The sequence below is a fragment of the Pseudomonas sp. FW305-E2 genome (assembly GCF_058782925.1).
Map to the genome: position 1 here is coordinate 36,772 of NZ_JBYSYE010000019.1, position 21,958 is coordinate 58,729.

Sequence of the window (21,958 nt, forward strand, 5' to 3'; positions counted from 1 at the left end):
CTTAGGCCCGATCCCGCTCCAGCAATGGTTTCAGGTAATGGCCGGTATATGACTGCTTCATCTCGCTCAGCTCTTCTGGCGTACCGCAGGCAATGATCTGCCCACCCTTGGAGCCGCCCTCAGGCCCCAGGTCAACCAGCCAGTCGGCAGTCTTGATCACATCCAGGTTATGCTCGATCACCACCACGGTATTGCCGTGGTCGCGCAGGCGATGCAACACATCCAGCAGTTGCTGGATATCGGCAAAGTGCAGACCGGTAGTAGGTTCGTCGAGGATGTACAAGGTCTTGCCGGTATCGCGCTTGGACAATTCGCGCGACAGCTTCACCCGCTGCGCCTCACCGCCGGACAACGTGGTCGCTGATTGCCCCAGTTTGATGTACGACAGGCCCACATCCATCAACGTTTGCAGCTTGCGCGCCAGCGCCGGCACCGCATCGAAGAACTCTCGGGCATCCTCGATGGTCATTTCCAGCACCTCGTGGATGTTCTTGCCCTTGTACTTGATCTCCAAGGTTTCGCGGTTGTAGCGCTTGCTCTTGCACACGTCACACGGCACGTAGATGTCCGGCAGGAAGTGCATTTCCACCTTGATCAGGCCATCGCCCTGGCAGGCCTCGCAACGGCCCCCCTTGACGTTGAATGAGAAACGCCCCGGACCATAACCCCGCGAGCGTGACTCCGGTACACCGGAGAACAGCTCGCGGATCGGCGTGAAGATGCCGGTGTAGGTCGCCGGGTTGGAGCGTGGTGTGCGGCCGATCGGGCTCTGGTCGATATCCACCACCTTGTCCAGGTGCTGCAGGCCGTCCATGCTGCTGTGCGGTGCGGCTTCCAGACTGCTTGCGCCATTGAGTGCCGTGGCGGCCAAGGGGAAAAGGGTGTTGTTGATCAGCGTCGATTTGCCCGAGCCGGATACACCAGTCACGCAGGTCAGCAGGCCGATCGGTACTTCCAGGTCGACGTTCTGCAGGTTGTTGCCACGCGCGCCTTTGAGCTTGAGCTGCAGCTTCTTGTTGCGCGGCGTGCGCTTGGCCGGCACGACGATCTTCTTGCGCCCGGACAGGTACTTGCCAGTCAGCGAATCGGGATGGTTCATGACCTCCTGGGGCGAGCCCTCGGCGACGATCTGCCCACCGTGAACACCGGCGCCTGGGCCGATATCGACCACGTAGTCGGCCAGCCGAATGGCGTCCTCGTCGTGTTCCACCACGATCACCGTGTTGCCCAGGTCGCGCAAATGGTTGAGGGTGGCCAACAGGCGGTCGTTGTCGCGTTGATGAAGGCCGATGGACGGTTCATCGAGGATGTACATCACCCCCACCAGACCGGCGCCGATCTGGCTGGCGAGTCGGATACGTTGCGCTTCACCGCCGGACAGGGTGTCGGCGCTACGATCCAGGGTCAGGTAGTCGAGGCCGACATTGACCAGGAACTGAAGTCGTTCGCAGATTTCCTTGAGGATTTTTGCCGCGATTTCGCCACGGCGGCCGGTGAGGGTCAGTTGACCAAAGTAGTTGCTGGCTTCACCAATCGGCAAATTGGTTACCGCCGGCAGGGTTTTCTCGCCCACCCACACATGGCGCGCCTCGCGGCGCAGGCGCGTACCCCGGCAATCCGGGCACGGTTGCGTACCAAGGAATTTGGCCAGTTCTTCACGCACTGTGGCCGATTCGGTTTCACGGTAGCGGCGCTCAAGGTTCGGCACAATGCCTTCGAACGGGTGCGATCGCTTGACGATATCGCCTCGGTCGTTGAGGTACTTGAAATCGACACTCTGCTTGCCGCTGCCCTGCAGGATCACTTTCTGGTGTTCGGCTGACAGCTCGCCGAAAGGCTCCTCCAGGCTGAAGCCATAGTGCGCAGCCAACGAACCGAGCATCTGGAAGTAGTACACGTTACGCCGGTCCCAGCCGCGGATCGCGCCTTCGGCCAAGGTCAGTTCCGTGTTGACCAAGCGTTTGGTGTCGAAGAACTGCTTGACCCCCAGGCCGTCGCAAGTCGGGCAAGCGCCCGCCGGGTTGTTGAAGGAAAACAGCTTCGGTTCCAGCTCGCTGATTGCGTGGCCGCACACCGGACAGGCGAAGCGCGCGGAGAAGATCGTCTCTTCGCCTTGTTCGTCGTCCATCGGTGCCACCAGGGCAATACCGTCGGCCAGCTTCAACGCGGTTTCGAACGATTCGGCCAGGCGCTGTTGCAGGTCGGCGCGGACTTTGAAGCGGTCCACCACCACATCGATGCTGTGCTTCTTCTGTTTGTCCAGCTTGGGCAATTCATCGAGTTCGTAGAGCTTGCCGTTGACCCTGGCCCGCACGAAGCCCTGGGCGCGAAGCTCGTCAAACACCGCCAGGTGCTCGCCCTTGCGCTCGCGCACCACCGGCGCGAGCAGCATCAGCTTGCTGCCTTCCGGGCGCTCCAGCACCAGGTCGACCATCTGGCTGATCGTTTGCGCCTCCAGCGGGATATCGTGGTCCGGGCAGCGTGGAGTACCGACGCGGGCGTACAACAGGCGCAGATAGTCGTAGATTTCGGTGATGGTGCCGACCGTGGAGCGCGGGTTGTGCGAGGTCGACTTCTGCTCGATGGAAATCGCCGGCGACAGGCCTTCGATGGTGTCGACGTCGGGCTTTTCCATCATCGACAGGAACTGCCGGGCGTAGGCCGACAGCGATTCCACGTAGCGGCGCTGGCCTTCGGCGTACAAGGTATCGAACGCCAGGGACGACTTGCCGGAACCGGACAGGCCGGTGATCACGATCAACTTGTCCCGGGGCAGGGTCAGGTCGATGTTCTTCAGGTTGTGGGTACGTGCCCCACGAATCAGGATCTTGTCCACTGCGGCCTCGCTTGGCGGGCATAAACAAGGAAGTATACGGCGCGCCAGTATGACGCGGCAAAGCGTCGCGTAGATGCCGTCAAGCTGTCGGACTGATAGAATCGCCGCCGGTTCACACGAGGTTAATCCATGCACGACACCCACAACGAGCGTATGAGTGGCGGCGAAACCCGCGCCGCTGGCGGCCTTGCCCTGGTCTTTGCCTTTCGTATGCTGGGCATGTTCATGGTCTTGCCGGTACTGGCCACCTACGGCATGGACCTGGCTGGCGCCACGCCTGCCCTGATCGGCCTGGCCATTGGTGCCTATGGCCTGACCCAGGCGGTATTGCAGATCCCGTTCGGGATGATTTCCGACCGCATCGGTCGCCGGCCGGTGATTTATCTGGGGCTGGTGATCTTCGCCCTGGGCAGTGTACTGGCGGCCCAGGCCGACTCTATCTGGGGCGTGATTGCCGGGCGCATCCTGCAGGGCGCGGGGGCAATTTCTGCTGCGGTCATGGCACTGCTGTCGGACCTCACCCGCGAACAACACCGGACCAAGGCCATGGCCATGATCGGCATGAGCATCGGCCTGTCGTTTGCTGTCGCCATGGTCGTCGGTCCATTGCTGACAAGTGCCTTTGGTTTGTCAGGTTTGTTCCTGGTCACGGCTGGGCTGGCCCTGGTCGGCATGCTGTTGATCGCGTTTGTCGTGCCCAGCACCCACAGCATTTTGCAGCACCGCGAGTCGGGTGTGGCGCGCCAGGCCATCGGCCCGACCCTGCGCCATCCGGACCTTCTGCGCCTGGACGTCAGCATTTTCATCCTGCACGCCGTCCTCATGGCCAGCTTCGTTGCGCTGCCGCTGGCGTTCGTCGAGCGTGGCGGCCTGCCCAAGGAGCAGCATTGGTGGGTGTACCTGACCGCGCTGTTCATCTCATTTTTTGCAATGGTCCCGTTCATCATCTACGGCGAAAAAAAGCGCAAGATGAAACGTGTGTTGGCCGGCGCGGTCAGTGTCCTGCTGCTGACGGAGATATACTTCTGGGAGTGGGCTGACGGTTTGCGCGGACTGGTGGTTGGCACCGTGGTATTCTTTACCGCATTCAACCTGCTGGAGGCTTCGCTGCCTTCTCTGGTGAGCAAGGTGTCGCCTGCCGGTGGCAAGGGGACGGCAATGGGGGTGTATTCCACCAGCCAGTTCCTCGGTGCAGCGTTAGGCGGGATCCTTGGCGGCTGGCTGTTCCAGCACGGTGGGCTGAACACGGTGTTCCTCGGTAGCGCGGTGCTGTGTGCTATCTGGCTGATCGTCGCCTTGCGCATGAACGAGCCGCCATATGTGACCAGCCTGCGCATGCCCCTGACGCCTGAGGCGGTCCGGGAAGCCGGCCTGACCGAGCGCCTGATGGCCGTGCCGGGTGTGACCGACGCTGTGGTGGTGGCAGAAGAAGCCGCCATCTATATCAAACTGGATACGAAAATTTTGGACCGTGCGACCCTCGAGCGACTGGTGAATCCAGCCTCTTCGGCGTGCGAAGCCTAGGAGAACGTTATGGCCCGTGGGGTTAACAAAGTCATTCTGGTCGGTACCTGTGGCCAGGATCCCGAAGTCCGCTACCTGCCCAACGGTAACGCCGTGACCAACCTGAGCCTGGCCACCAGCGAGCAGTGGACTGACAAGCAGTCGGGCCAGAAGGTCGAGCGTACCGAGTGGCACCGTGTGTCGCTGTTCGGCAAGGTTGCCGAAATCGCTGGCGAGTACCTGCGCAAGGGTTCGCAGTGCTACATCGAAGGCAAGCTGCAGACCCGCGAGTGGGAAAAAGACGGCATCAAGCGCTACACCACCGAGATCATCGTCGACATCAACGGCACCATGCAGCTGCTCGGCGGTCGTCCGCAAGGCCAGCAGCAGGGCGGCGACCCATACAACCAGGGTGGCGGCAATTACGGTGGCGGCCAGCAGCAACAGTACAACCAGGCACCGCCACGCCAGCAGGCCCAGCGCCCGCAACAGGCCCCTCAGCGCCCAGCGCCGCAACAGCCTGCGCCGCAGCCGGCTGCTGACTTCGACAGCTTCGATGACGATATTCCGTTCTGATCAGAGCGGTAAGGCGTTCAGCAAGACCAGAAACCCAGGGCAGTTGCCCTGGGTTTTTTTATGGGCAGCACCGCGTATCTGGCATCGCTTTCAGTAGAACAACCGCGGCTCCGCCGAATCCAGCAGGCTTGCCAGCTTGGTCAGGGCAAAGCCCAGTGCCTGGCGGCTGGGTGCCATCAGGGCGATGCGCACACCGCTGGTGGGGTGGCTGCGTTCTGGCAGGAACTGGCTGCCGCTGACCACCGTTACGCCGTTATCACGCGCCAGGTTGGCAAACTCGTCGCTGGTCCACGGTTCTGGCAGCTCCAGCCAGATATGGAAGCTGTGAGGCTGGGTGCGGATCTTGTATTGGCCAAGAATCTCCCGGGCCATGTGCTGGCGCGCGGCCGCCTCCTGTTGCTGCATACGCACCAGCTGGTCGGCCTTGCCGCTGTTGATCAGGTTGCTGGCCAGTTGCGCCATCAGTGGCGATGGCATCCACACGCTGCTGCGTACCATCGATGATAACCGCGACAGGGTTTGCGGCGGGGCGTACAGGTAGCCGATGCGCAGTGCCGGCAGCACGCTTTTGGACAGGCTGGTGAGGTACACCGAGCGTTCAGGCGCATACGCTGCAAGCGGCTTGTAGCCCGGGTCGGGCTCGAGAAAACCGTAGATATCGTCATCCACGATGAACAGGTCGAACTCACGGGCGATCTCGGCGATAGCCTGACGCCTTGCTGGGGGCATGATCGAGTTGGTCGGGTTCTGGTGCGTGGTGACGCACACCAGCAGGGAAGGGCGGTGTTCCAGGCAGGCCGCGCGCAATGCCTCCGGGATGAGCCCGTGTTCGTCCATGGCGACGCCGCGCAGGCGCCGGCCCAGGCTGTGGGCCAGGGATATGATGCCCGGGTAGCAGAGCGACTCGCACAGCACCACATCGTCACTCTTCGACAGGCTGCTGATGGCCACCAGCAGCCCATGCTGGGCGCCAGCGGTCAGTACCACCTGCTGCCAGCGAGCATCAGGCAGCCAGCGCTGTATCCAGGTCGCACCGGCTTGTTTGTGGGACGTGTGGCCACCTTCTGTCACATAGTCGAGTACCTGCCCCAAGTCCGAGGAGGCGGCCAGTTCGCGGATAGCCGTGCCTAGCCACTCGCTCATGTGAGCGTCGTTGGGCTTGATGATCGAGAGGTCGATCTGGCTACTTTCGCCGGCAACGGGTGTGGGCACCGACGGGGCGGGTAATGGCTGCCGCAGTTGCCTGACAAATGTGCCTCGGCCTACCTCGCCAGCCACCAAACCACGCTTGGCTGCTTCGTCGTAGGCCCTGCCAACCGTGCCGGGGGTTACATTCAGCGCCTCGGCCAGGTCCTTGAGCGTGGGTAAGCGATCACCTTCTGCAAGCCGACCACGTTCGATGTCCTGTTCAAGGGCATCAGCGATCATCAGGTAAACCGGCTGTGTTTGATGGCTGTATTGGGGAACCCACATGGGAGATGGCACCAGGCTCTGCAAGAGCGCGAAAGCCTAGCATGAAAGCTCGGATGCAGGTAATGATGGTAATTGGTTAAATTGAGTTGAATTTATTTTAGATTGAATCGATTCAATTTTTGAAATTACAATCATCGCACCGATCAGACCGGCCACACTCGGGCTGCGCCTGGCATAACGCTCCACTGGATGGACATCGCTATGGAAATGTTGGGTTCTTACTGGGCGGAGCACTGGTTGCTGGCAGTCCTCATACTTGGCGCGATCGCCTTCGTTGCGGGCTTCGTCGACAGCATTGCCGGTGGTGGTGGTTTGTTTCTGGTGCCGGGTTTTCTGCTGGTTGGCCTGCCGCCCCAAGTGGCACTGGGCCAGGAAAAACTGGTCAGTACCCTCGGCACGCTGGCGGCTATCCGCAACTTCCTGGCCAACAGCAAGATGGTCTGGCAGGTAGCGTTGGTCGGGGTGCCGTTTTCGCTATTAGGCGCCTACCTGGGGGCACACCTGATCGTATCGATCTCGCAGGAAACGGTGGGCAAGATCATCCTGGCACTGATCCCGCTCGGCATTCTCATTTTCCTTACCCCCAAGGATCGTCCGGTCGAGGAGCGCGAGCTGTCTTCGCGAATGCTGTACACCGTAGTGCCGTTGACTTGCCTGGTCATCGGCTTCTATGACGGCTTTTTCGGCCCCGGTACCGGCAGCATGTTCATCATCGCTTTCCATTACCTGCTGCGCATGGACCTGGTCTCCAGTTCAGCCAACTCCAAAACCTTCAACTTCGCTTCCAACATCGGTGCTTTGGTGGCGTTCGTCAGCGCAGGCAAGGTCGTCTACCTGCTGGCATTGCCACTTGTGGCCTGCAACATCCTCGGTAACCACCTGGGCAGTTCCCTGGCCTTGCGTAAAGGCAACGATGTGGTGCGCAAGGCGTTGGTGTTCTCGATGCTCTGCCTGTTCACCAGCCTGGGCGTGAAGTACCTGACCTGACCCATTGATAGGAGATAACGAATGAAAACCGCATTTGTAACCGGTGCTTCCTCAGGCTTTGGCCGCGCCATCTGCTGCACCCTGATCGGCAAAGGCTACCGTGTGGTCGGTGGCGCCAGGCGCATGGACAAACTGAAAGCACTTGAGGACGAACTGGGCGTAAATTTCATTCCGCTGGCGCTGGATGTCACTGACCCCGAATCGCTCGAGAAGGCGGTCGAGCAGCTGCGTGAGGCGTCGCTGCAGATCGATCTGCTGGTCAACAACGCGGGGCTGGCGCTGGGCGTGGATCGAGCCCAAACCAGCAGTGCCGCAAACTGGCAGCAGATGATCGACACCAACATCACCGGCTTGGCCATGGTCACCCACAAGATCCTGCCGCAAATGGTGGAAGCCGATAGCGGCATGATCATCAACATCGGCTCGATTGCCGGCACTTACCCCTACCCGGGCGGTAACGTGTATGGCGCCAGCAAGGCGTTCGTCCGCCAGTTCAGCCTCAACCTGCGTGCCGACCTGGCTGGCACCCGCGTGCGGGTGAGCAACATCGAGCCGGGGCTGTGCTCAGGCACTGACTTCTCGGTGGTGCGCCTCAATGGCGACCTGGACGCCGTGCAGGCCTTGTATCGGGATGTAGAGGCCCTCCTGCCGGAGGACATCGCAGCAACGGTAGCCTGGGTTGCCGAGCAGCCGGCGCATGTGAATATCAATACCATCGAGATCATGCCTGTGGCGCAGAGCAGTGCGGCGCTGAATGTGGTGCGCAACTTGCCACGTGCCTGATCGGGGCCGCACCACTGACCCAGGTCATCGCACCTTCTGGATTCTTGACTAGTCTTATCCTTTGGCGGCCATCAATTGGCCGCCACCGTGACTACCAAGAGGCGCCGGCAATGTTCCGCGCGTCCACCACCTGATCAGGAGTGCACGATGGACCTGAACCGTCGGCAGTTCTTCAAGGTCGCCGCCGTCGGCCTTGGAGGCTCGAGCCTTGCGGCGTTGGGCATGGCCCCAACGCCGGCATTCGCCGAGCAGGTGCGTCACTTCAAGCTGGCGCATACCAAAGAAACCCGTAACACCTGCCCCTACTGTTCGGTCGGCTGCGGCCTGATCCTGTACAGCCAGGGTGATGCGGGGAAGAACGTCAAACAGAACATCATCCATATCGAAGGGGACGCCGACCACCCGGTCAACCGCGGCACACTTTGCCCGAAAGGCGCCGGCTTGCTGGACTTTATCCACAGCCCGAGCCGCCTGCAGTACCCCGAGGTTCGCAAGCCGGGCAGCAAAGAGTGGGTGCGGGTCAGCTGGGACGAGGCGCTGGACCGCGTCGCCGACCTGATGAAGCAGGACCGCGATGCCAACTTCATCGAGAAGAATGCCCAAGGCCAAACGGTCAACCGCTGGCTCACCACCGGTTTTCTTGCCGCTTCCGCTGCTTCCAGCGAGGCTGGCTACCTGACCCACAAGGTCATCCGCGCAACAGGCATGCTGGGGTTCGATAACCAGGCACGTGTCTGACATGGCCCGACGGTGGCAAGTCTTGCCCCGACGTACGGCCGTGGCGCCATGACCAACCACTGGTCCGATATCGCCAACGCGAATCTGGTCCTGGTGATGGGTGGCAACGCAGCAGAAGCGCATCCGTGCGGCTTCAAGTGGGTGACCGAGGCCAAAGCGCACAACAAGGCGCGGCTTATTGTGGTCGACCCGCGGTTTACCCGTACCGCTTCGGTGGCGGACTACTACGCGCCGATCCGGACCGGCACCGATATCGCCTTCATGGGCGGGCTGATCAACTACCTGCTCAGCAACGACAAGATCCAGCACGAGTACGTGCGCAACTACACTGACGTGTCGTTCATCGTCAAAGAGAACTATGGCTTCGAGGATGGCCTGTTCAGCGGCTACGACGAGGCCAAGCGTGTGTACGCCGACAAGTCCGGCTGGGGTTACGAGCTGGGTGAGGACGGCTATGCCAAGGTCGACCCGACACTGCAGCATCCTCGCTGCGTGTTCCAGCTGATGAAGCAGCATTACAGCCGCTATACCCCGGAACTGGCGAGCATGACCTGTGGCATGCCACAGGACGCCATGATGAAGGTCTGGGAAGAGATCGCCTCCTGCTCGGTTCCGGGCAAGACCATGACGATCCTTTATGCGCTAGGTTGGACGCAGCATTCGATCGGTGCGCAGATTATCCGCAGTGCGGCCATGGTCCAGCTGCTGCTCGGCAACGTCGGCATGCCCGGTGGCGGGGTCAATGCCCTGCGCGGGCACTCCAACATCCAGGGCCTGACCGACCTCGGCCTGCTGTCCAATTCGCTGCCGGGCTACCTGACCCTGGCCGGTGACGCCGAGCAGGACTACGCCGCCTACATCGACAAGCGCGCTTCCAAGCCGCTGCGGCCTGGGCAGTTGTCGTACTGGCAGAACTACGGCAAGTTCCACGTCAGCCTGATGAAGGCCTGGTACGGCGCCAATGCCACGGCGGAAAACAACTGGGGTTATGACTGGCTGCCCAAACTCGATGTACCGGCCTACGACGTGCTGCGCATGTTCGAGATGATGGGCCAGGGCAAAGTCAACGGTTATATGTGCCAGGGCTTCAACCCGATCGCCGCGCTGCCGGACAAAAACCGCGTCACTGCGGCACTGGGCAAGCTCAAGTGGCTGGTGATCATGGACCCCTTGGCCACCGAGACCTCGGAATTCTGGCGTAACGTCGGGCCGTTCAACGATGTCGACACGGCCTCTATCCAGACCGAAGTGATCCGCTTGCCCACTACCTGCTTCGCCGAGGAAGACGGCTCGCTGGTCAACAGCAGCCGCTGGCTGCAATGGCACTGGAAGGGCGCAGACGGCCCGGGCGAGACGCGCACCGACGTGCAGATCATGAGCGAGCTGTTCCTGCGCCTGCGCCAACGTTACCAGGCCGAAGGGGGCGCCTACCCTGACGCGATAATGAATATCAGCTGGCCGTACAAGATCCCTGAAGAGCCCTCCCCGGAGGAGCTGGCCAAGGAGATGAACGGCTGGGCGGTGGCCGATGTCACCGACCCGACTGGCGCGGTGATCAAGGCGGGCCAGCAACTGGCGGGCTTCGGTCAGCTCAAGGACGACGGTAGCACCGCGTCTGGCTGCTGGATCTTTGCCGGTAGCTGGACCGAACAGGGCAACCAGATGGCTCGCCGCGACAACAGCGACCCGTATGGCATGCACCAGGTGCAGAACTGGGCCTGGGCCTGGCCGGCCAACCGCCGCATCCTTTACAACCGTGCCTCCAGCGACCCGCAAGGCAAGCCGTGGGACCCGGAGAAAAAGCGCCTGGTATGGTGGAACGGCAAGGCCTGGACCGGCACCGACGTGCCGGACTTCAAGGTCGACTCGCCGCCCGAGGCGGGGATGAACCCCTTCATCATGAACCCCGAAGGCGTGGCGCGTTTCTTCGCCATCGACAAAATGGCCGAAGGCCCGTTCCCCGAGCACTATGAGCCCTTCGAAACACCGATCGGCATCAACCCGCTGCACCCGCAGAACAAGAAGGCCACCAGCAACCCGGCCGGGCGCATCTTCGATTCTGTGTGGGACACCCTCGGCACGCACGATGAGTTCCCTTATGCGGCGACCACCTACCGGCTAACCGAGCATTTCCACTTCTGGAGCAAGCATTGCCGGCTCAACGCCATTGCCCAGCCCGAGCAGTTCGTCGAGATAGGCGAGGTGCTGGCCAACGAGAAAGGCATCAAGGCCGGCGACCGGGTACGGGTGTCGAGCAAGCGTGGGCATATCGATGCGGTGGCGGTGGTGACCAAGCGGATTCGCCCGCTGCAGGTCAATAATCAGACCGTGCACCAAATCGGCATTCCGCTGCACTGGGGCTTCACCGGCGCTACCCGGCATGGCTACCTGACCAATACCTTGGTGCCGTTCCTCGGTGACGGCAATACGCAGACGCCAGAGTCCAAGTCGTTCCTCGTGAAAGTGGAGAAACTCTGATGGCCAGCCAAGACATCATCGCCCGCTCGGCCACCACTACCGTGCCGCCCTCGGTGCGTCAGCAGGAGCAGGTCGCCAAGCTGATCGACACTACCAAGTGCATCGGCTGCAAGGCCTGCCAGGTGGCGTGCTCGGAGTGGAATGAACTGCGTGACGAGGTTGGCCACAACCACGGCACCTACGACAACCCCCAGGACCTCACTGCCGAGACCTGGACACTGATGCGCTTTACCGAGCATGAGCGCGACGACGGCAACCTGGAGTGGCTGATCCGCAAGGACGGCTGCATGCACTGTGCCGACCCAGGTTGCCTGAAGGCATGCCCGAGCCCGGGCGCGATCATCAAGCACGCCAACGGTATCGTCGACTTCAACCAGGACCACTGCATCGGCTGCGGCTACTGCATCACCGGCTGCCCGTTCAACATCCCGCGTATCTCGCAGAAAGACCACAAGGCGTACAAGTGCACCCTGTGTTCCGATCGCGTCAGCGTGGGGCTGGAGCCGGCGTGTGTGAAAACCTGCCCGACCGGAGCGATCGTGTTCGGCAGCAAGGACGAGATGAAAGTGCATGCGGCCGAGCGCATCGTCGATCTGAAGTCGCGGGGCTACGACAAGGCCGGGTTGTACGACCCGGATGGCGTCGGTGGTACCCACGTGATGTACGTGCTGCACCATGCCGACACACCAAAGCTGTATGCCGGCCTGCCGGACCAGCCAGTGATCAGTCCGTTGGTGGGGTTGTGGAAGGGCTTCACCAAGCCGCTGGCGCTGTTGGCCATGGGCGCGGCGGTGCTGGCGGGGTTCTTCCACTATGTGCGGATCGGCCCACAGCGTGTCGAGGAGGATGAACACCCGACACCGCCGGACGAAAGCGTGCATCAAGTGGACCCGTCGGTCCATGTCTATGATCCGAAGCAGCCCGGTGGGCAAGGGGAGCAGCGGCCATGAACGACAACAAACCCATCCTGCGCTACAACGCCAACGAGCGTAGCAACCACTGGGTGGTGGCGATCCTGTTCATCCTGGCTGGGCTGTCGGGGCTTGCGCTGTTCCATCCGGCGCTATTCTGGCTCAGCAACCTGTTCGGCGGCGGGCCGTGGACGCGTATTCTGCATCCCTTCATCGGGGTGGCGATGTTCGTGTTTTTCCTCGGCCTGGTATTGCGCTTCTGGCGGGCCAACTTCATCACCGCCAATGACCGCCTGTGGCTGCGCCGGGTGGACCGGGTAATGCGCAACGAGGAGGAGGGCGTACCGCCGATCGGCAAGTACAATGCCGGGCAGAAGCTGCTGTTCTGGACCCTGCTGGTGTGTATGCTGGTGCTGCTGGTCAGTGGCGTGGTGATCTGGCGCGCATACTTCAGCCATTGGTTTGGCATCGATGCCATTCGCTTGTCTGCGCTGCTGCATGCGCTGGCGGCCTTCGTGCTGATTCTCAGCATCATCGTGCACATCTACGCCGGCATCTGGATCAAGGGCTCGATCGGCGCCATGCTGCATGGCTGGGTCAGCCGCGCCTGGGCCCGCAAGCATCATGAGTTGTGGTACCGCGAAGTGACCGGCGACAAGACGCCGGGTGATCACGGACGAAAAGAAGGATAAGCGCTTGAGCACCCTACTCGAACCCGGGCAGATCGAAGCGTCGGCAGTCACGCCGCCATTTCTGCACCTGCCTGCCGCCAACCTGTTTGAACTGCGTGCCGCGCGCCTGGAGCAACTGGCAGAGGGCAACGCGCTTGGCGACTACCTGAGGTTGATTGCGCGGTTATGCCGCATCCAGCAGCAGCTTGTGGATAACCCGCCCGGCGGCATGCCGGTGGCCGAGGCGCGTCAGCGCCTGTGCATGGATCATGGTTTGCCGCCGCTGGCGGCTGACAGCATGGTGCGTGAAGGGCCATGGCTGGTCTGGTTGCAGGCACTGCTAGAGCACCTCAGCGGCGAAACCCGTGGTCCGATGGGTGAGGCCCTGCAGGTGCTACGAGGCAGTGATGACAATCAGCGCAAGGGCTGGGGCATTGCTTTGCTGGCAGGCCAGTACGATGGTGTGCCTGCAGCACTGGTGCCGTTTCTCGGGGCCGCGTTGCAGGCGGCCTGGTCCAGCTGGTTGCTGGCGCTGCCCGCACACCAGCTCAAGCCTGCCGGCAGCCTGGCCCAATGCCCGGCTTGTGGTTCGCCGGCGATGGCCGGGGTGGTGCGCAACCGTGGAAAGCACAACGGCTTGCGTTACCTGGCCTGTTCGTTGTGTGCCTGTGAGTGGCATGTGGTGCGGGTCAAGTGCGTGTACTGCGAGTCGAGCAAGGACTTGCGTTACACCAGCCTTGAGGATGATCGCCATGCGCCAGGCAAAGCGCCGCTGCGCGCGGAATGCTGCCCAGGGTGCGACAGCTACCTGAAGCAGAACTACCTGGAGAACGATGCGGCGGCCGAGCCGCTGGCCGATGATCTGGCCAGCCTGGCCCTGGATATACGTCTGGACGGGGAGGGCTTCCATCGCCTGGCGCCCAACCTGATGCTCGCGCCCGGTGGCGGGTGAGTGTCTACACTGAAAGATCGACTTGCCTTCTTCGCGGTCAAACCCCTGCCTACAGGTAATTGCGCCAACCCGCTGTACTTGTAGGAGCGGGTTCACCCGTGAATGGGCCAGCACAGACAACGGATCAGTCCAAGGTAGTACCGCATGTCCAACAGCCTTGCCAGCGACACCCCACGCCTGCCGTCCATCGATACCCTCCTTCGCCACCCGGCTTGCCTCCCTCTGATCGATCGCCACGGCCGTGACGCCGTGCTGAATACCCTGCGCCAGTTGCTCGACGACCTGCGCGAGCCCGCCCGTCATGGCGAACTCGGCAGCGCCGAACTGGCTCCGGAAATCCTCCTTGGCCGCAGCGGCGAACGCCTCGCCCTCCAGCAACGCAGCCAGGTTCGCCGCGTGTTCAATCTCACCGGGACCGTGCTGCACACCAACCTGGGCCGCGCCTTGCTACCGGAAGAAGCCATCGAGGCCATGCAGACCGCCGCTCGTTACCCGCTCAACCTGGAATTCGACCTGGCCACCGGCAAACGTGGCGACCGTGATGACCTGATCGAAGGCCTGATTCGCGAGCTGACCGGCGCCGAAGCCGTCACTGTGGTCAACAACAATGCCGCCGCCGTGCTGCTAGCGCTCAACAGCCTGGGCGCGCGCAAGGAGGGCATCATCTCTCGCGGTGAACTGATCGAGATCGGTGGTGCTTTCCGCATTCCCGACATCATGGCCCGTGCCGGCGTCAAGCTGCACGAGGTTGGCACCACCAACCGTACTCACGCCCGCGACTACGAGGCGGCCATCGGCCCGCGCACTGGCCTGCTGATGCGGGTGCATTGCAGCAATTACAGCATCCAGGGCTTCACCACCCAGGTGCCTACTGTCGAGCTGGCACGTATCGCCCACCAACATCAACTGCCACTGCTTGAAGACCTGGGCAGCGGCAGCCTGCTCGACCTTACCCGCTGGGGCCTGCCCGCCGAACCCACGGTACGCCAGGCCCTGGCCGATGGTGCCGATATCGTCACCTTCAGTGGCGACAAACTGCTGGGGGGGCCGCAAGCCGGGATCATCGTCGGCCACAAGGACTTGATCACCAGGATCAAGAAAAATCCGCTCAAGCGTGCGTTGCGCGTCGACAAGATCACCCTCGCTGCACTCGAAGCGGTGCTGGCGCTGTACCGTAACCCCGATCGCCTGGCCGAGCGCCTGCCCAGCCTGCGCTTGCTGACTCGCAGCCAGGCCGAGATTCAGGCCCAGGCCGAGCGCCTGGCGCCTGAGCTCCAGGCGCGCCTCGGCGAGCAATGGGCCATCCGTGTAGAGCCCGCGTTGGGCATGATCGGCAGTGGCAGCCAGCCGGTTGCACGCTTGCCCAGTGCCGCGCTGTGCCTGCGCCCGCAAGTGTCGAAGAAGTTGCGCGGGCGCAGCCTGCATGTGCTGGAGCGAGCCCTGCGTGACCTCCCGGTGCCGGTGCTGGGCCGCATTGATGACGATGCCCTGTGGCTGGACCTGCGCCAGCTGGATGACGAAGCCCAGTGGCTGGCCCAGTTGCCAGCCCTGCAGCTGGGGCCGGTGCAGTGATCGTTGGTACCGCTGGCCACATCGACCACGGCAAGACCGCACTGCTGCTGGCGCTGACCGGCCAGGCCGGCGATCAGCGGCAAGAAGAGCGCGCCCGCGGCATGACCATCGACCTTGGCTACCGCTATGCGGCGCTGAGCGAAGGCGCGCCGCTGACCGGCTTCATCGATGTGCCGGGCCACGAGCGTTTTATCCACAACATGCTGGCCGGCGCCCATGGCATCGACCTGGTGCTGTTGGTAGTGGCGGCCGACGACGGGGTCATGCCGCAGACCCGTGAGCACCTGGCGATCATCGAGCTGCTGGGCATTCCCCAGGCCTTGGTGGCGATCAGCAAATGCGACCGGGTCGAGCCGTCGCGTCTGGCCGAGGTGCAGATGCAAGTCAGTGAATTGCTGGCGCCTGGGCCATATGCCGGTGCGCGGCAGTTTCCGCTGTCGAGCATCAGCGGGGAGGGCGTGGACGCGTTGCGTCAGGCCCTGCTGGAGGCCGAAGCAGGTACACGGCAGCGTAGTGTCGTCGGTGGTTTTCGCCTGGCCGTCGACCGTGCCTTTGCGGTTACCGGCGCCGGTGTGGTGGTCACCGGCACGGCACTGGCCGGGCGGGTCAGTGCGGGTGATACGTTGTTGCTGGGCAAGGCCGGCAAGGTGGTACGCGTGCGTGGCCTGCATGCACAGAACCAGGCCGCGTTGGTGGCAGAAGCAGGCCAACGGGTGGCGCTGAACATCGCTGCCGAGCGCCTGGCCGTGGAGCAGGTGCACCGGGGCGACTGGCTGGTGCCCGAATGGTTGCATGCGCCCAGTGTTCGGGTGGATATCGAGCTAAACCTGTTACCTGGCGAGAAGCGTGCTTTCGAACATTTCAGTGCTGTGCATGTGCACCTCGGCACCCAGGATGTAACGGCCCGGGTCGCCTTGCTCGAAGGCGAAAGCCTGACTGCCGGTCAACGCATGTTTGCCCAGTTGTTGCTCAACGCGCCGTTGCAGGCCGTGCACGGCGACCGCCTGGTGCTGCGCGATCAGCGCGCCCAACGCACACTGGGCGGCGGCAAGGTGCTCGACCCGTTCGCACCAAGCCGCCAACGCCGCAGCGATGCCCGTCTGCAGCAGTTGCAGGTGCTGCGCGATGCAGCGGATCTGGAGCAGGCACTGCCAGCACTGCTCGCCAGTGCACCGGGCGGCATTAGCCCGCAGCGACTCGAGCGGCAGTTCAACCGCCTGCGGGAAACCTGGCAGTTACCGGATGATGTGCGGGTGGTGGCCACCCGGCAGGGCCAACTGCTGTTCGCCAACGCCCAATGGCAGGCGCTCAAGCAGCAGGTTCTGGAACAGCTGGCGCGCTTTCACGAGCAAGAGCCCGACCAGCTCGGCCCGGACCGCGATCGCCTGCGGCGCTTTGTAGCCTTGCCCCTGGAACGGCCGGCTTTCGTCAGCCTGCTGGATGAACTGCTCGACGACAGCGCCATCGCCAGCAGCGGGCCATGGCTGCATCTGCCCGACCACAAGGTGCAGTTGAGCGAAGCCGACAGTGCATTGTGGGCACGTCTGCAGCCGAAGTTGATCGCAGGGCAATACGACCCACCTTGGGTCAGGACGCTGGCGGGTGAGGAGAACCGTGCCGAAGCCGATGTGCGCCTGTTACTGCGCAAGTTGGCCCGGCTGGGTCTGGTGCATCAGGTGGTGCGCGACCTGTTCTATCCAGAGGCGACGCTGCAGCGCATGGCAGCGTTGATGCTGGGGCAGGCCAGCGAAACGCAGATAGTGCAGGTTGCCGCGTTTCGCGATATGTTGGGCATCGGTCGCAAGCGCAGTGTGCAGATTCTGGAATACTTCGACCGCATCGGCCTGACCCGGAGGGTGGCCGACCAGCGTCACATCCGCGCCGACAGCGCCCTGGCCCAACAACAGGCCAGGCACTGAGTTCAAGGAAGGCAATCGCGCCCGGTGGCGCGGCCGGGCTTCAAACCCGGTTGGGGACGGCAGCCGTTCCCGGGCAGGTTCGACTCCCGCTGCCTTCCGCCATTTTTTCACCCTTCAGGGCCTCTTCGCGGGTGAACCCGCTCCTACACAGGAAACGCAATCGTCGTAGGCGCGGGTTTATCCGCGAAGAGGCCCTAAAAGGCGCTGATCAAGCCCGTTCGCCACACAGATCCAGGACAAACCAGCGGTCTGCTGCGTCAGCATCCAACCCTGCGCCCAGTAGCGCCACCATCTTGCCCAGCGCTGCTTCACGGGTCATGCCACCGCCACTGACCAGCCCGGCCCCGCGCAAGCGGTTGCCCGCTGCATAGGTGTCGAACACCACCGAGCCTTCCGGGCACTGGCTGATAGCCGCCAGCATCACGCCGCGCTGGCGCGCTGCGCTCAGCACATTCAGCAGCGCCTGGTCATCCGATGGCCCGGTCCCGCTGCCGTAGCACTCCAGCAGCAAACCCTGCACACCACTGTCTATCAAGGCCTGCAAATGCCCGGCCTGAAGCCCCGGGAATACTGGCACAACCGCCAGGTTGACCGGCTTGCGCGGCTGCTTGTAGCCCAGTTCGGCAGGGATCGTATCGGCCCGCTCAGCGTCACGGTGGCGTGGCAGCGCAGCAAAGGCATCGAACGCTTCGCTGCGTAGCTTCGACGCCCGACAGCCATGCAGCAGCTGACCGTGGAAGTACAGCTGCACGCCATCTTCCAGGCCGTGTTCGAACTGGCGCAATGCGCCGCACAGGTTGTCCCAGGCATCGCTGTCCGGGGCACCTGCCGGCAGCATCGAGCCGGTCAGCACTACTGGTGCTGGCAGGCCCAGCAACAGGAACGACAACGCAGCAGCGCTGTAGGCCATGCTGTCGGTACCGTGCAGCACCAACACGCCATCGTGGCCCGCGACATCCACCGCCGCGACGATGGCATCGCGCATCGCCAGCCAGTTGTGCTGTTGCATATTGGCGCTGTCGAGCAGCGGGTTCAGCTCGTGCAGTGTCCATTGCACCTGGGGTGCATTGGCCATCTGGGCAAAGTGTTCACGCATCCGCGCGTCAAAACCACCGGCCGGTGCCAGGCCTTCGGGTGTTTCGAGCATGCCGATGGTGCCACCGGTATAGAGAACGAGAAGATTCTTTACTGCGCGCATGGAAAGCATCCGTAGCGGTGAGCGGACAAAGAAAAGCCGCCCGCGGAAGGGGCGGCTGGGCAGGGGAGGATATCAGCGCTGCGTCTGAACTTGGCCGACTGCGTTGTCAGTGGCTGTTTCCACCTGCGGATTGGCAGGCCAGGCATTGCGGTCCAGGTCCAGGTCGGCAAACTTGGACGAGTCGAACACAGGCTGCTTTACACCGGCCTTGCGCTGGTCGTCGTAGTCGCGCATGACCCGCAGGCCGACCTTGAACAGCAGGGCCAGGGCCACCAGGTTGACGAAGGCCAGGCAGGTCATGGTGATGTCGGCGAAGGCGAACACGGTCGACAGGTCTTGCATCGAACCCCACACGACCAGTGCCAGCACCAGGCCACGGAACACCATCAACACTGCGCGGTTACGGCTGAGGAATTGCAGGCTGTTCTCGCCGAGGTAGTAGTTGTAGAGGATGCAGGTGAAGACGAACAGCGACAGCGCCACGCTGACGAACACGCGACCCCAGTCACCGACTACGGCGGCCAGCGAGTTCTGGGTCAGGACGATGCCGTCACCTTCGAAGCCCGGGGTGTAGAAGCCCGACAGCAAGATCAGCAAGGCGGTGCAGGTGCAGATCACGAAGGTGTCGAGGAACACGCTGAAGGCCTGGACCACGCCCTGTGCGCCCGGGTGTTTCACCGCGGCCACGGCGGCGACGTTCGGCGCGCTGCCCAGGCCTGCTTCGTTGGCGAACACGCCACGTTTCACGCCCATGACGATGGCGCTGCCGAGCAGGCCGGCAAACGCCGGGTCGAGGCCGAAGGCGCTCTTGAAGATGGTTTCCAGCATGGCTGGCACGTGTTCGATCTGGGTGCCGATCACGTACAGGGTCACGCCGATGTAGGCCAGGGTCTTGACGGGTACCAGCAGGTCCGACACCGCCGCGATGCGCTTGATGCCGCCGATGAAGGTGATGGCCAGCAGTACGGCCAGCACAATACCGGTGTGGCTTGGGTCGAAGGCAAAGGCATTCTGCAGCGAGTGGGTGACGGTGTACGACTGCAGGCCGATGAAGGCGAAGCCGTAGGTGACCAGCAGCAAGATCGAGAACACGATGGCCATGCTCTTGCGCTTCAGCCCGTGCTGGATGTAGTAGGCCGGGCCGCCACGGTACAGGCCGTCGCCATCAGCGCGCTTGTACACCTGGGCCAGGGTGCATTCGAAGAAGCTGCTGGACATGCCCACCAGTGCGGTAACCCACATCCAGAACACGGCACCAGGGCCACCCAGGGTCACTGCGATACCGACACCGGCGATGTTGCCGGCGCCCACGCGGCCGGCCAGGCTCAGCATCAGGGCCTGGAAGGAGCTCAGCTGGCCTGCCTGGCCACGCAGCGATTCCTTGAACACGCTGAACATATGGGTGAAGTGGCGGAACTGGACGAACCGGGAGCGGATGGTGAAGTAGCTACCCAGCCCGACGATCAGCACGATGAGGAGTTTCCCCGAAAGGAAATCGTTGATTACTTCGAGCATTGGAAAATGACCTCGATTCTTATTCTTCGTGTGGAAAGACCAGCGGACGGCAGGCGCACCGCTATTCGTTGGGGCGCATGGTTGGCTATGACAAGAGTGGTTACAATTTCGCGGATTGCTCTGACTTGATGCGACTTGATGCTACAATGGCGTCATTCGCGTCACCTGGATTCCGCATATGAGCGATCACTTCGCTACAAACCTCAAACTTGCCTGCAGTCACTACCGCTCTATTTCCGAAGTTTGCCGCCAGCTGTCGATCAACCGCGCACAGTTCAACAAGTACCTGAGCGGGCAAAGCCGTCCGACGGCTTTCAACCTGAAGCGTATCGGCGACTTCTTCGGTGTCGAGGATTACGAACTGAACCTGCCCGCCGAGCAGTTCGCCCGTCTGATCGGTGCGCGGGTATCGCCCCAGGCCCAGCAGCCCAGTGACCCGATCAGCGAGTTGTTCCGCCCGTTGCACGAACATGGCGGCAACCTTTCGCGCTATTGCGGTTACTACTTCGAGTACTCCAACTGCATGTCGGTGCCGGGCACGACCCTCGTGTCGCTGGTGCACCTGTGGGAAGAGCGCGGCCGTTTTCTGTTCGAGCGTCAGGAACGGCAGGAACGCTCCAGCACCACCGATCAGCATGCCGAGGTACGCTGCCGCTACCTGGGGGCGGCGTTCCAGCTGCAGGACCGGATGTTCCTCATCGACTACGAGTCGCTGACGTTCAACGAAATGAGCCAGACCATCCTCATCCCCAGCTTCAAAAGCCGCATTACCCGGCTGAATGGCCTGAAGGCCGGCGTATCCAGCGGTGACCGGCGCAACCCGGCCTGTACCCGGGTGGTGTGGGAATACCTGGGCGAGGAGATCAATCGCATCAATGCGTATCGGCAGGTGAAACTGTACCGGCCGGATGATCCGCGCATAGATGACGATGTGCGCGAGCGATTGAGCGTGGCGCCATTGCGCAATGGTCTGTTCGAGATCGAGTAATGCTAAACGCCTTAAGCATTGTCGAGGATGAACGTTGCGACCGTGTCGGCAACCTGGTCCGCTATTGCCGGAGTACTGCGCAAATGAGCTGCGATGCCATGGTCGCAGTCGGTAAGAAACAGGCATTGCAAACGTGACGCTGAAACTGCTCGCATCAAGGCGAGGTTAACTTCTTCAGGAATCGGGCTATAGCGTTCAGTGCCAGCAAGCCACAGGTTGCCAGCGCTGGTACCGGGGCCTTTGCCGAATCGCTGGGAGTTGAGCCCGTCGTACTCGCCGATCACCATCAATACTCTTCCTCGAAACTGGTTGAGGAAGGTGTAGCTATCGCTCTCCAGAAAACCGAAAGGCTTGTTGATGGCGGCAGTGAATGCCGGGCCGAACGGCGCCTGGTGGGCATCGTCTGGATAAACTGCAGGGCAGATCAATACGATGCTGTCCACTTGTGGCAACTGTGCTGCAAGCTTAAGCGTAATGGCCGCGCCAAGGCTGTGGCCAATGAGCGTTCGGCATCGAGGCGCGATATGCGCGTGGAAACGCTTTGCTTCATCAAGGTTCGTCGCCAGTGACGGCGACACTGCGCCTGGCTCGCTGGCGAGGCTATGACCTGACAGATTGCCAGTGAGTGAACCAATGCCTGCGGTTTGCAGGCGATAAAGCAGAGGGTTGAGCCGGGTAAAGTCGGAACGCGCGCCCCCCAAAACGAATGCGGGGGCTGCGCGCTCGATATCAGGTACCAGCAATCGCGCCTGTTGCTGGTAGTTTTCAAAGACTTCATTGATGAACAGCTCTTTGCCCGGGGCGGGCTCGTCAAACTGCCACTTCACGCGCTGCGGGGAAGCCTTTTGAATGTGCATG

16 protein-coding genes and 1 tRNA gene are annotated in these 21,958 nt (G+C 62.4%); 12 read left to right on the plus strand and 5 right to left on the minus strand.

Annotation, left to right across the window (positions count from 1 at the left end; genetic code table 11):
- Position 1 precedes the first annotated feature (1 nt).
- Positions 2 to 2,836, minus strand: a complete 2,835-nt coding sequence (uvrA, locus tag AC3WLP_RS15835) for an excinuclease ABC subunit UvrA (RefSeq protein ID WP_060538760.1) — start codon at positions 2,834 to 2,836, stop codon at positions 2 to 4.
- Between the two features lie 129 nt (positions 2,837 to 2,965).
- Here uvrA and AC3WLP_RS15840 point away from each other — a divergent pair, with 129 nt between their 5' ends.
- Positions 2,966 to 4,360, plus strand: coding sequence for an MFS transporter (locus tag AC3WLP_RS15840; protein WP_088513613.1), 1,395 nt, complete (start codon positions 2,966 to 2,968; stop codon positions 4,358 to 4,360).
- A gap of 9 nt (positions 4,361 to 4,369) precedes the next feature.
- Positions 4,370 to 4,915: a single-stranded DNA-binding protein gene (locus tag AC3WLP_RS15845; RefSeq protein ID WP_003255446.1), complete on the plus strand. Its 546-nt coding sequence runs from the start codon at positions 4,370 to 4,372 to the stop codon at positions 4,913 to 4,915.
- 90 nt (positions 4,916 to 5,005) lie between these two features.
- On the opposite strand, the gene AC3WLP_RS15850 is transcribed toward AC3WLP_RS15845, so the two are convergent.
- Complete coding sequence (locus AC3WLP_RS15850; RefSeq protein WP_003255445.1) at positions 5,006 to 6,388, minus strand: aminotransferase-like domain-containing protein; 1,383 nt, start codon at positions 6,386 to 6,388, stop codon at positions 5,006 to 5,008.
- Positions 6,389 to 6,589: 201 nt separating this feature from the next.
- On the opposite strand from AC3WLP_RS15850, the gene AC3WLP_RS15855 reads away from it, so the two are divergent.
- The 9 genes from AC3WLP_RS15855 (at position 6,590) to AC3WLP_RS15895 (ending at position 17,501) form a co-directional block, all read left to right on the plus strand.
- On the plus strand, positions 6,590 to 7,375 hold the full coding sequence (locus tag AC3WLP_RS15855) for a sulfite exporter TauE/SafE family protein (RefSeq protein WP_017148059.1): 786 nt from the start codon (positions 6,590 to 6,592) through the stop codon (positions 7,373 to 7,375).
- Positions 7,376 to 7,396: 21 nt separating this feature from the next.
- Positions 7,397 to 8,158 (plus strand): SDR family NAD(P)-dependent oxidoreductase, encoded by a 762-nt coding sequence (locus tag AC3WLP_RS15860; protein ID WP_004576896.1) that lies wholly within the window; start codon positions 7,397 to 7,399, stop codon positions 8,156 to 8,158.
- A gap of 147 nt (positions 8,159 to 8,305) precedes the next feature.
- Entirely contained in the window at positions 8,306 to 11,374 is a 3,069-nt protein-coding gene (gene fdnG, locus AC3WLP_RS15865; protein WP_143494999.1) for a formate dehydrogenase-N subunit alpha, read from the plus strand.
- A complete protein-coding gene (gene fdxH, locus AC3WLP_RS15870; RefSeq protein ID WP_011953328.1) occupies positions 11,374 to 12,324 on the plus strand; it encodes a formate dehydrogenase subunit beta in 951 nt (316 codons plus the stop codon). The genes fdnG and fdxH overlap by 1 nt, the downstream gene beginning before the upstream one ends.
- Positions 12,321 to 12,977 (plus strand): formate dehydrogenase subunit gamma, encoded by a 657-nt coding sequence (locus tag AC3WLP_RS15875; protein WP_011953329.1) that lies wholly within the window; start codon positions 12,321 to 12,323, stop codon positions 12,975 to 12,977. Before fdxH ends, AC3WLP_RS15875 begins: the two co-directional genes overlap by 4 nt.
- Before the next feature lie 4 nt (positions 12,978 to 12,981).
- Entirely contained in the window at positions 12,982 to 13,908 is a 927-nt protein-coding gene (fdhE, locus tag AC3WLP_RS15880; protein ID WP_017148060.1) for a formate dehydrogenase accessory protein FdhE, read from the plus strand.
- Between the two features lie 144 nt (positions 13,909 to 14,052).
- Complete coding sequence (gene selA, locus AC3WLP_RS15885; protein ID WP_014755157.1) at positions 14,053 to 15,480, plus strand: L-seryl-tRNA(Sec) selenium transferase; 1,428 nt, start codon at positions 14,053 to 14,055, stop codon at positions 15,478 to 15,480.
- Positions 15,477 to 17,399 (plus strand): selenocysteine-specific translation elongation factor, encoded by a 1,923-nt coding sequence (gene selB / locus AC3WLP_RS15890; protein WP_088513638.1) that lies wholly within the window; start codon positions 15,477 to 15,479, stop codon positions 17,397 to 17,399. Before selA ends, selB begins: the two co-directional genes overlap by 4 nt.
- Before the next feature lie 6 nt (positions 17,400 to 17,405).
- Positions 17,406 to 17,501 (plus strand) — tRNA-Sec (locus tag AC3WLP_RS15895).
- Between the two features lie 106 nt (positions 17,502 to 17,607).
- Here AC3WLP_RS15895 and AC3WLP_RS15900 read toward each other — a convergent pair.
- Positions 17,608 to 18,606, minus strand: coding sequence for an asparaginase (locus AC3WLP_RS15900; protein WP_011953333.1), 999 nt, complete (start codon positions 18,604 to 18,606; stop codon positions 17,608 to 17,610).
- A 63-nt stretch (positions 18,607 to 18,669) separates the two neighbouring features.
- The gene (locus AC3WLP_RS15905) at positions 18,670 to 20,112 is read right to left on the minus strand and encodes an alanine/glycine:cation symporter family protein (RefSeq protein WP_004576900.1); all 1,443 of its coding nucleotides are present in this window, start codon (positions 20,110 to 20,112) and stop codon (positions 18,670 to 18,672) included.
- 178 nt (positions 20,113 to 20,290) lie between these two features.
- Here AC3WLP_RS15905 and AC3WLP_RS15910 point away from each other — a divergent pair, with 178 nt between their 5' ends.
- Positions 20,291 to 21,100 carry a helix-turn-helix domain-containing protein gene (locus tag AC3WLP_RS15910; protein WP_011953334.1) on the plus strand — a complete coding sequence of 270 codons (810 nt, stop codon included), beginning with the start codon at positions 20,291 to 20,293 and terminating at the stop codon, positions 21,098 to 21,100.
- Between the two features lie 11 nt (positions 21,101 to 21,111).
- On the opposite strand, the gene AC3WLP_RS15915 is transcribed toward AC3WLP_RS15910, so the two are convergent.
- Complete coding sequence (locus AC3WLP_RS15915) at positions 21,112 to 21,957, minus strand: alpha/beta hydrolase (protein ID WP_088513614.1); 846 nt, start codon at positions 21,955 to 21,957, stop codon at positions 21,112 to 21,114.
- Position 21,958: the final 1 nt, after the last annotated feature.

Bases quoted from the DNA above. Each gene is read 5' to 3' on its own strand.
- AC3WLP_RS15905 (WP_004576900.1), bottom strand. From the start codon at position 20,112: ATGCTCGAAGTAATCAACGATTTCCTTTCGGGGAAACTCCTCATCGTG.
- AC3WLP_RS15875 (WP_011953329.1), top strand. From the start codon at position 12,321: ATGAACGACAACAAACCCATCCTGCGCTACAACGCCAACGAGCGTAGC.
- AC3WLP_RS15860 (WP_004576896.1), top strand. From the start codon at position 7,397: ATGAAAACCGCATTTGTAACCGGTGCTTCCTCAGGCTTTGGCCGCGCC.
- selA (WP_014755157.1), top strand. From the start codon at position 14,053: ATGTCCAACAGCCTTGCCAGCGACACCCCACGCCTGCCGTCCATCGAT.
- AC3WLP_RS15910 (WP_011953334.1), top strand. From the start codon at position 20,291: ATGAGCGATCACTTCGCTACAAACCTCAAACTTGCCTGCAGTCACTAC.
- AC3WLP_RS15915 (WP_088513614.1), bottom strand. From the start codon at position 21,957: ATGCACATTCAAAAGGCTTCCCCGCAGCGCGTGAAGTGGCAGTTTGAC.
- AC3WLP_RS15855 (WP_017148059.1), top strand. From the start codon at position 6,590: ATGGAAATGTTGGGTTCTTACTGGGCGGAGCACTGGTTGCTGGCAGTC.
- AC3WLP_RS15850 (WP_003255445.1), bottom strand. From the start codon at position 6,388: ATGTGGGTTCCCCAATACAGCCATCAAACACAGCCGGTTTACCTGATG.
- AC3WLP_RS15840 (WP_088513613.1), top strand. From the start codon at position 2,966: ATGCACGACACCCACAACGAGCGTATGAGTGGCGGCGAAACCCGCGCC.
- fdxH (WP_011953328.1), top strand. From the start codon at position 11,374: ATGGCCAGCCAAGACATCATCGCCCGCTCGGCCACCACTACCGTGCCG.
- AC3WLP_RS15845 (WP_003255446.1), top strand. From the start codon at position 4,370: ATGGCCCGTGGGGTTAACAAAGTCATTCTGGTCGGTACCTGTGGCCAG.
- AC3WLP_RS15900 (WP_011953333.1), bottom strand. From the start codon at position 18,606: ATGCTTTCCATGCGCGCAGTAAAGAATCTTCTCGTTCTCTATACCGGT.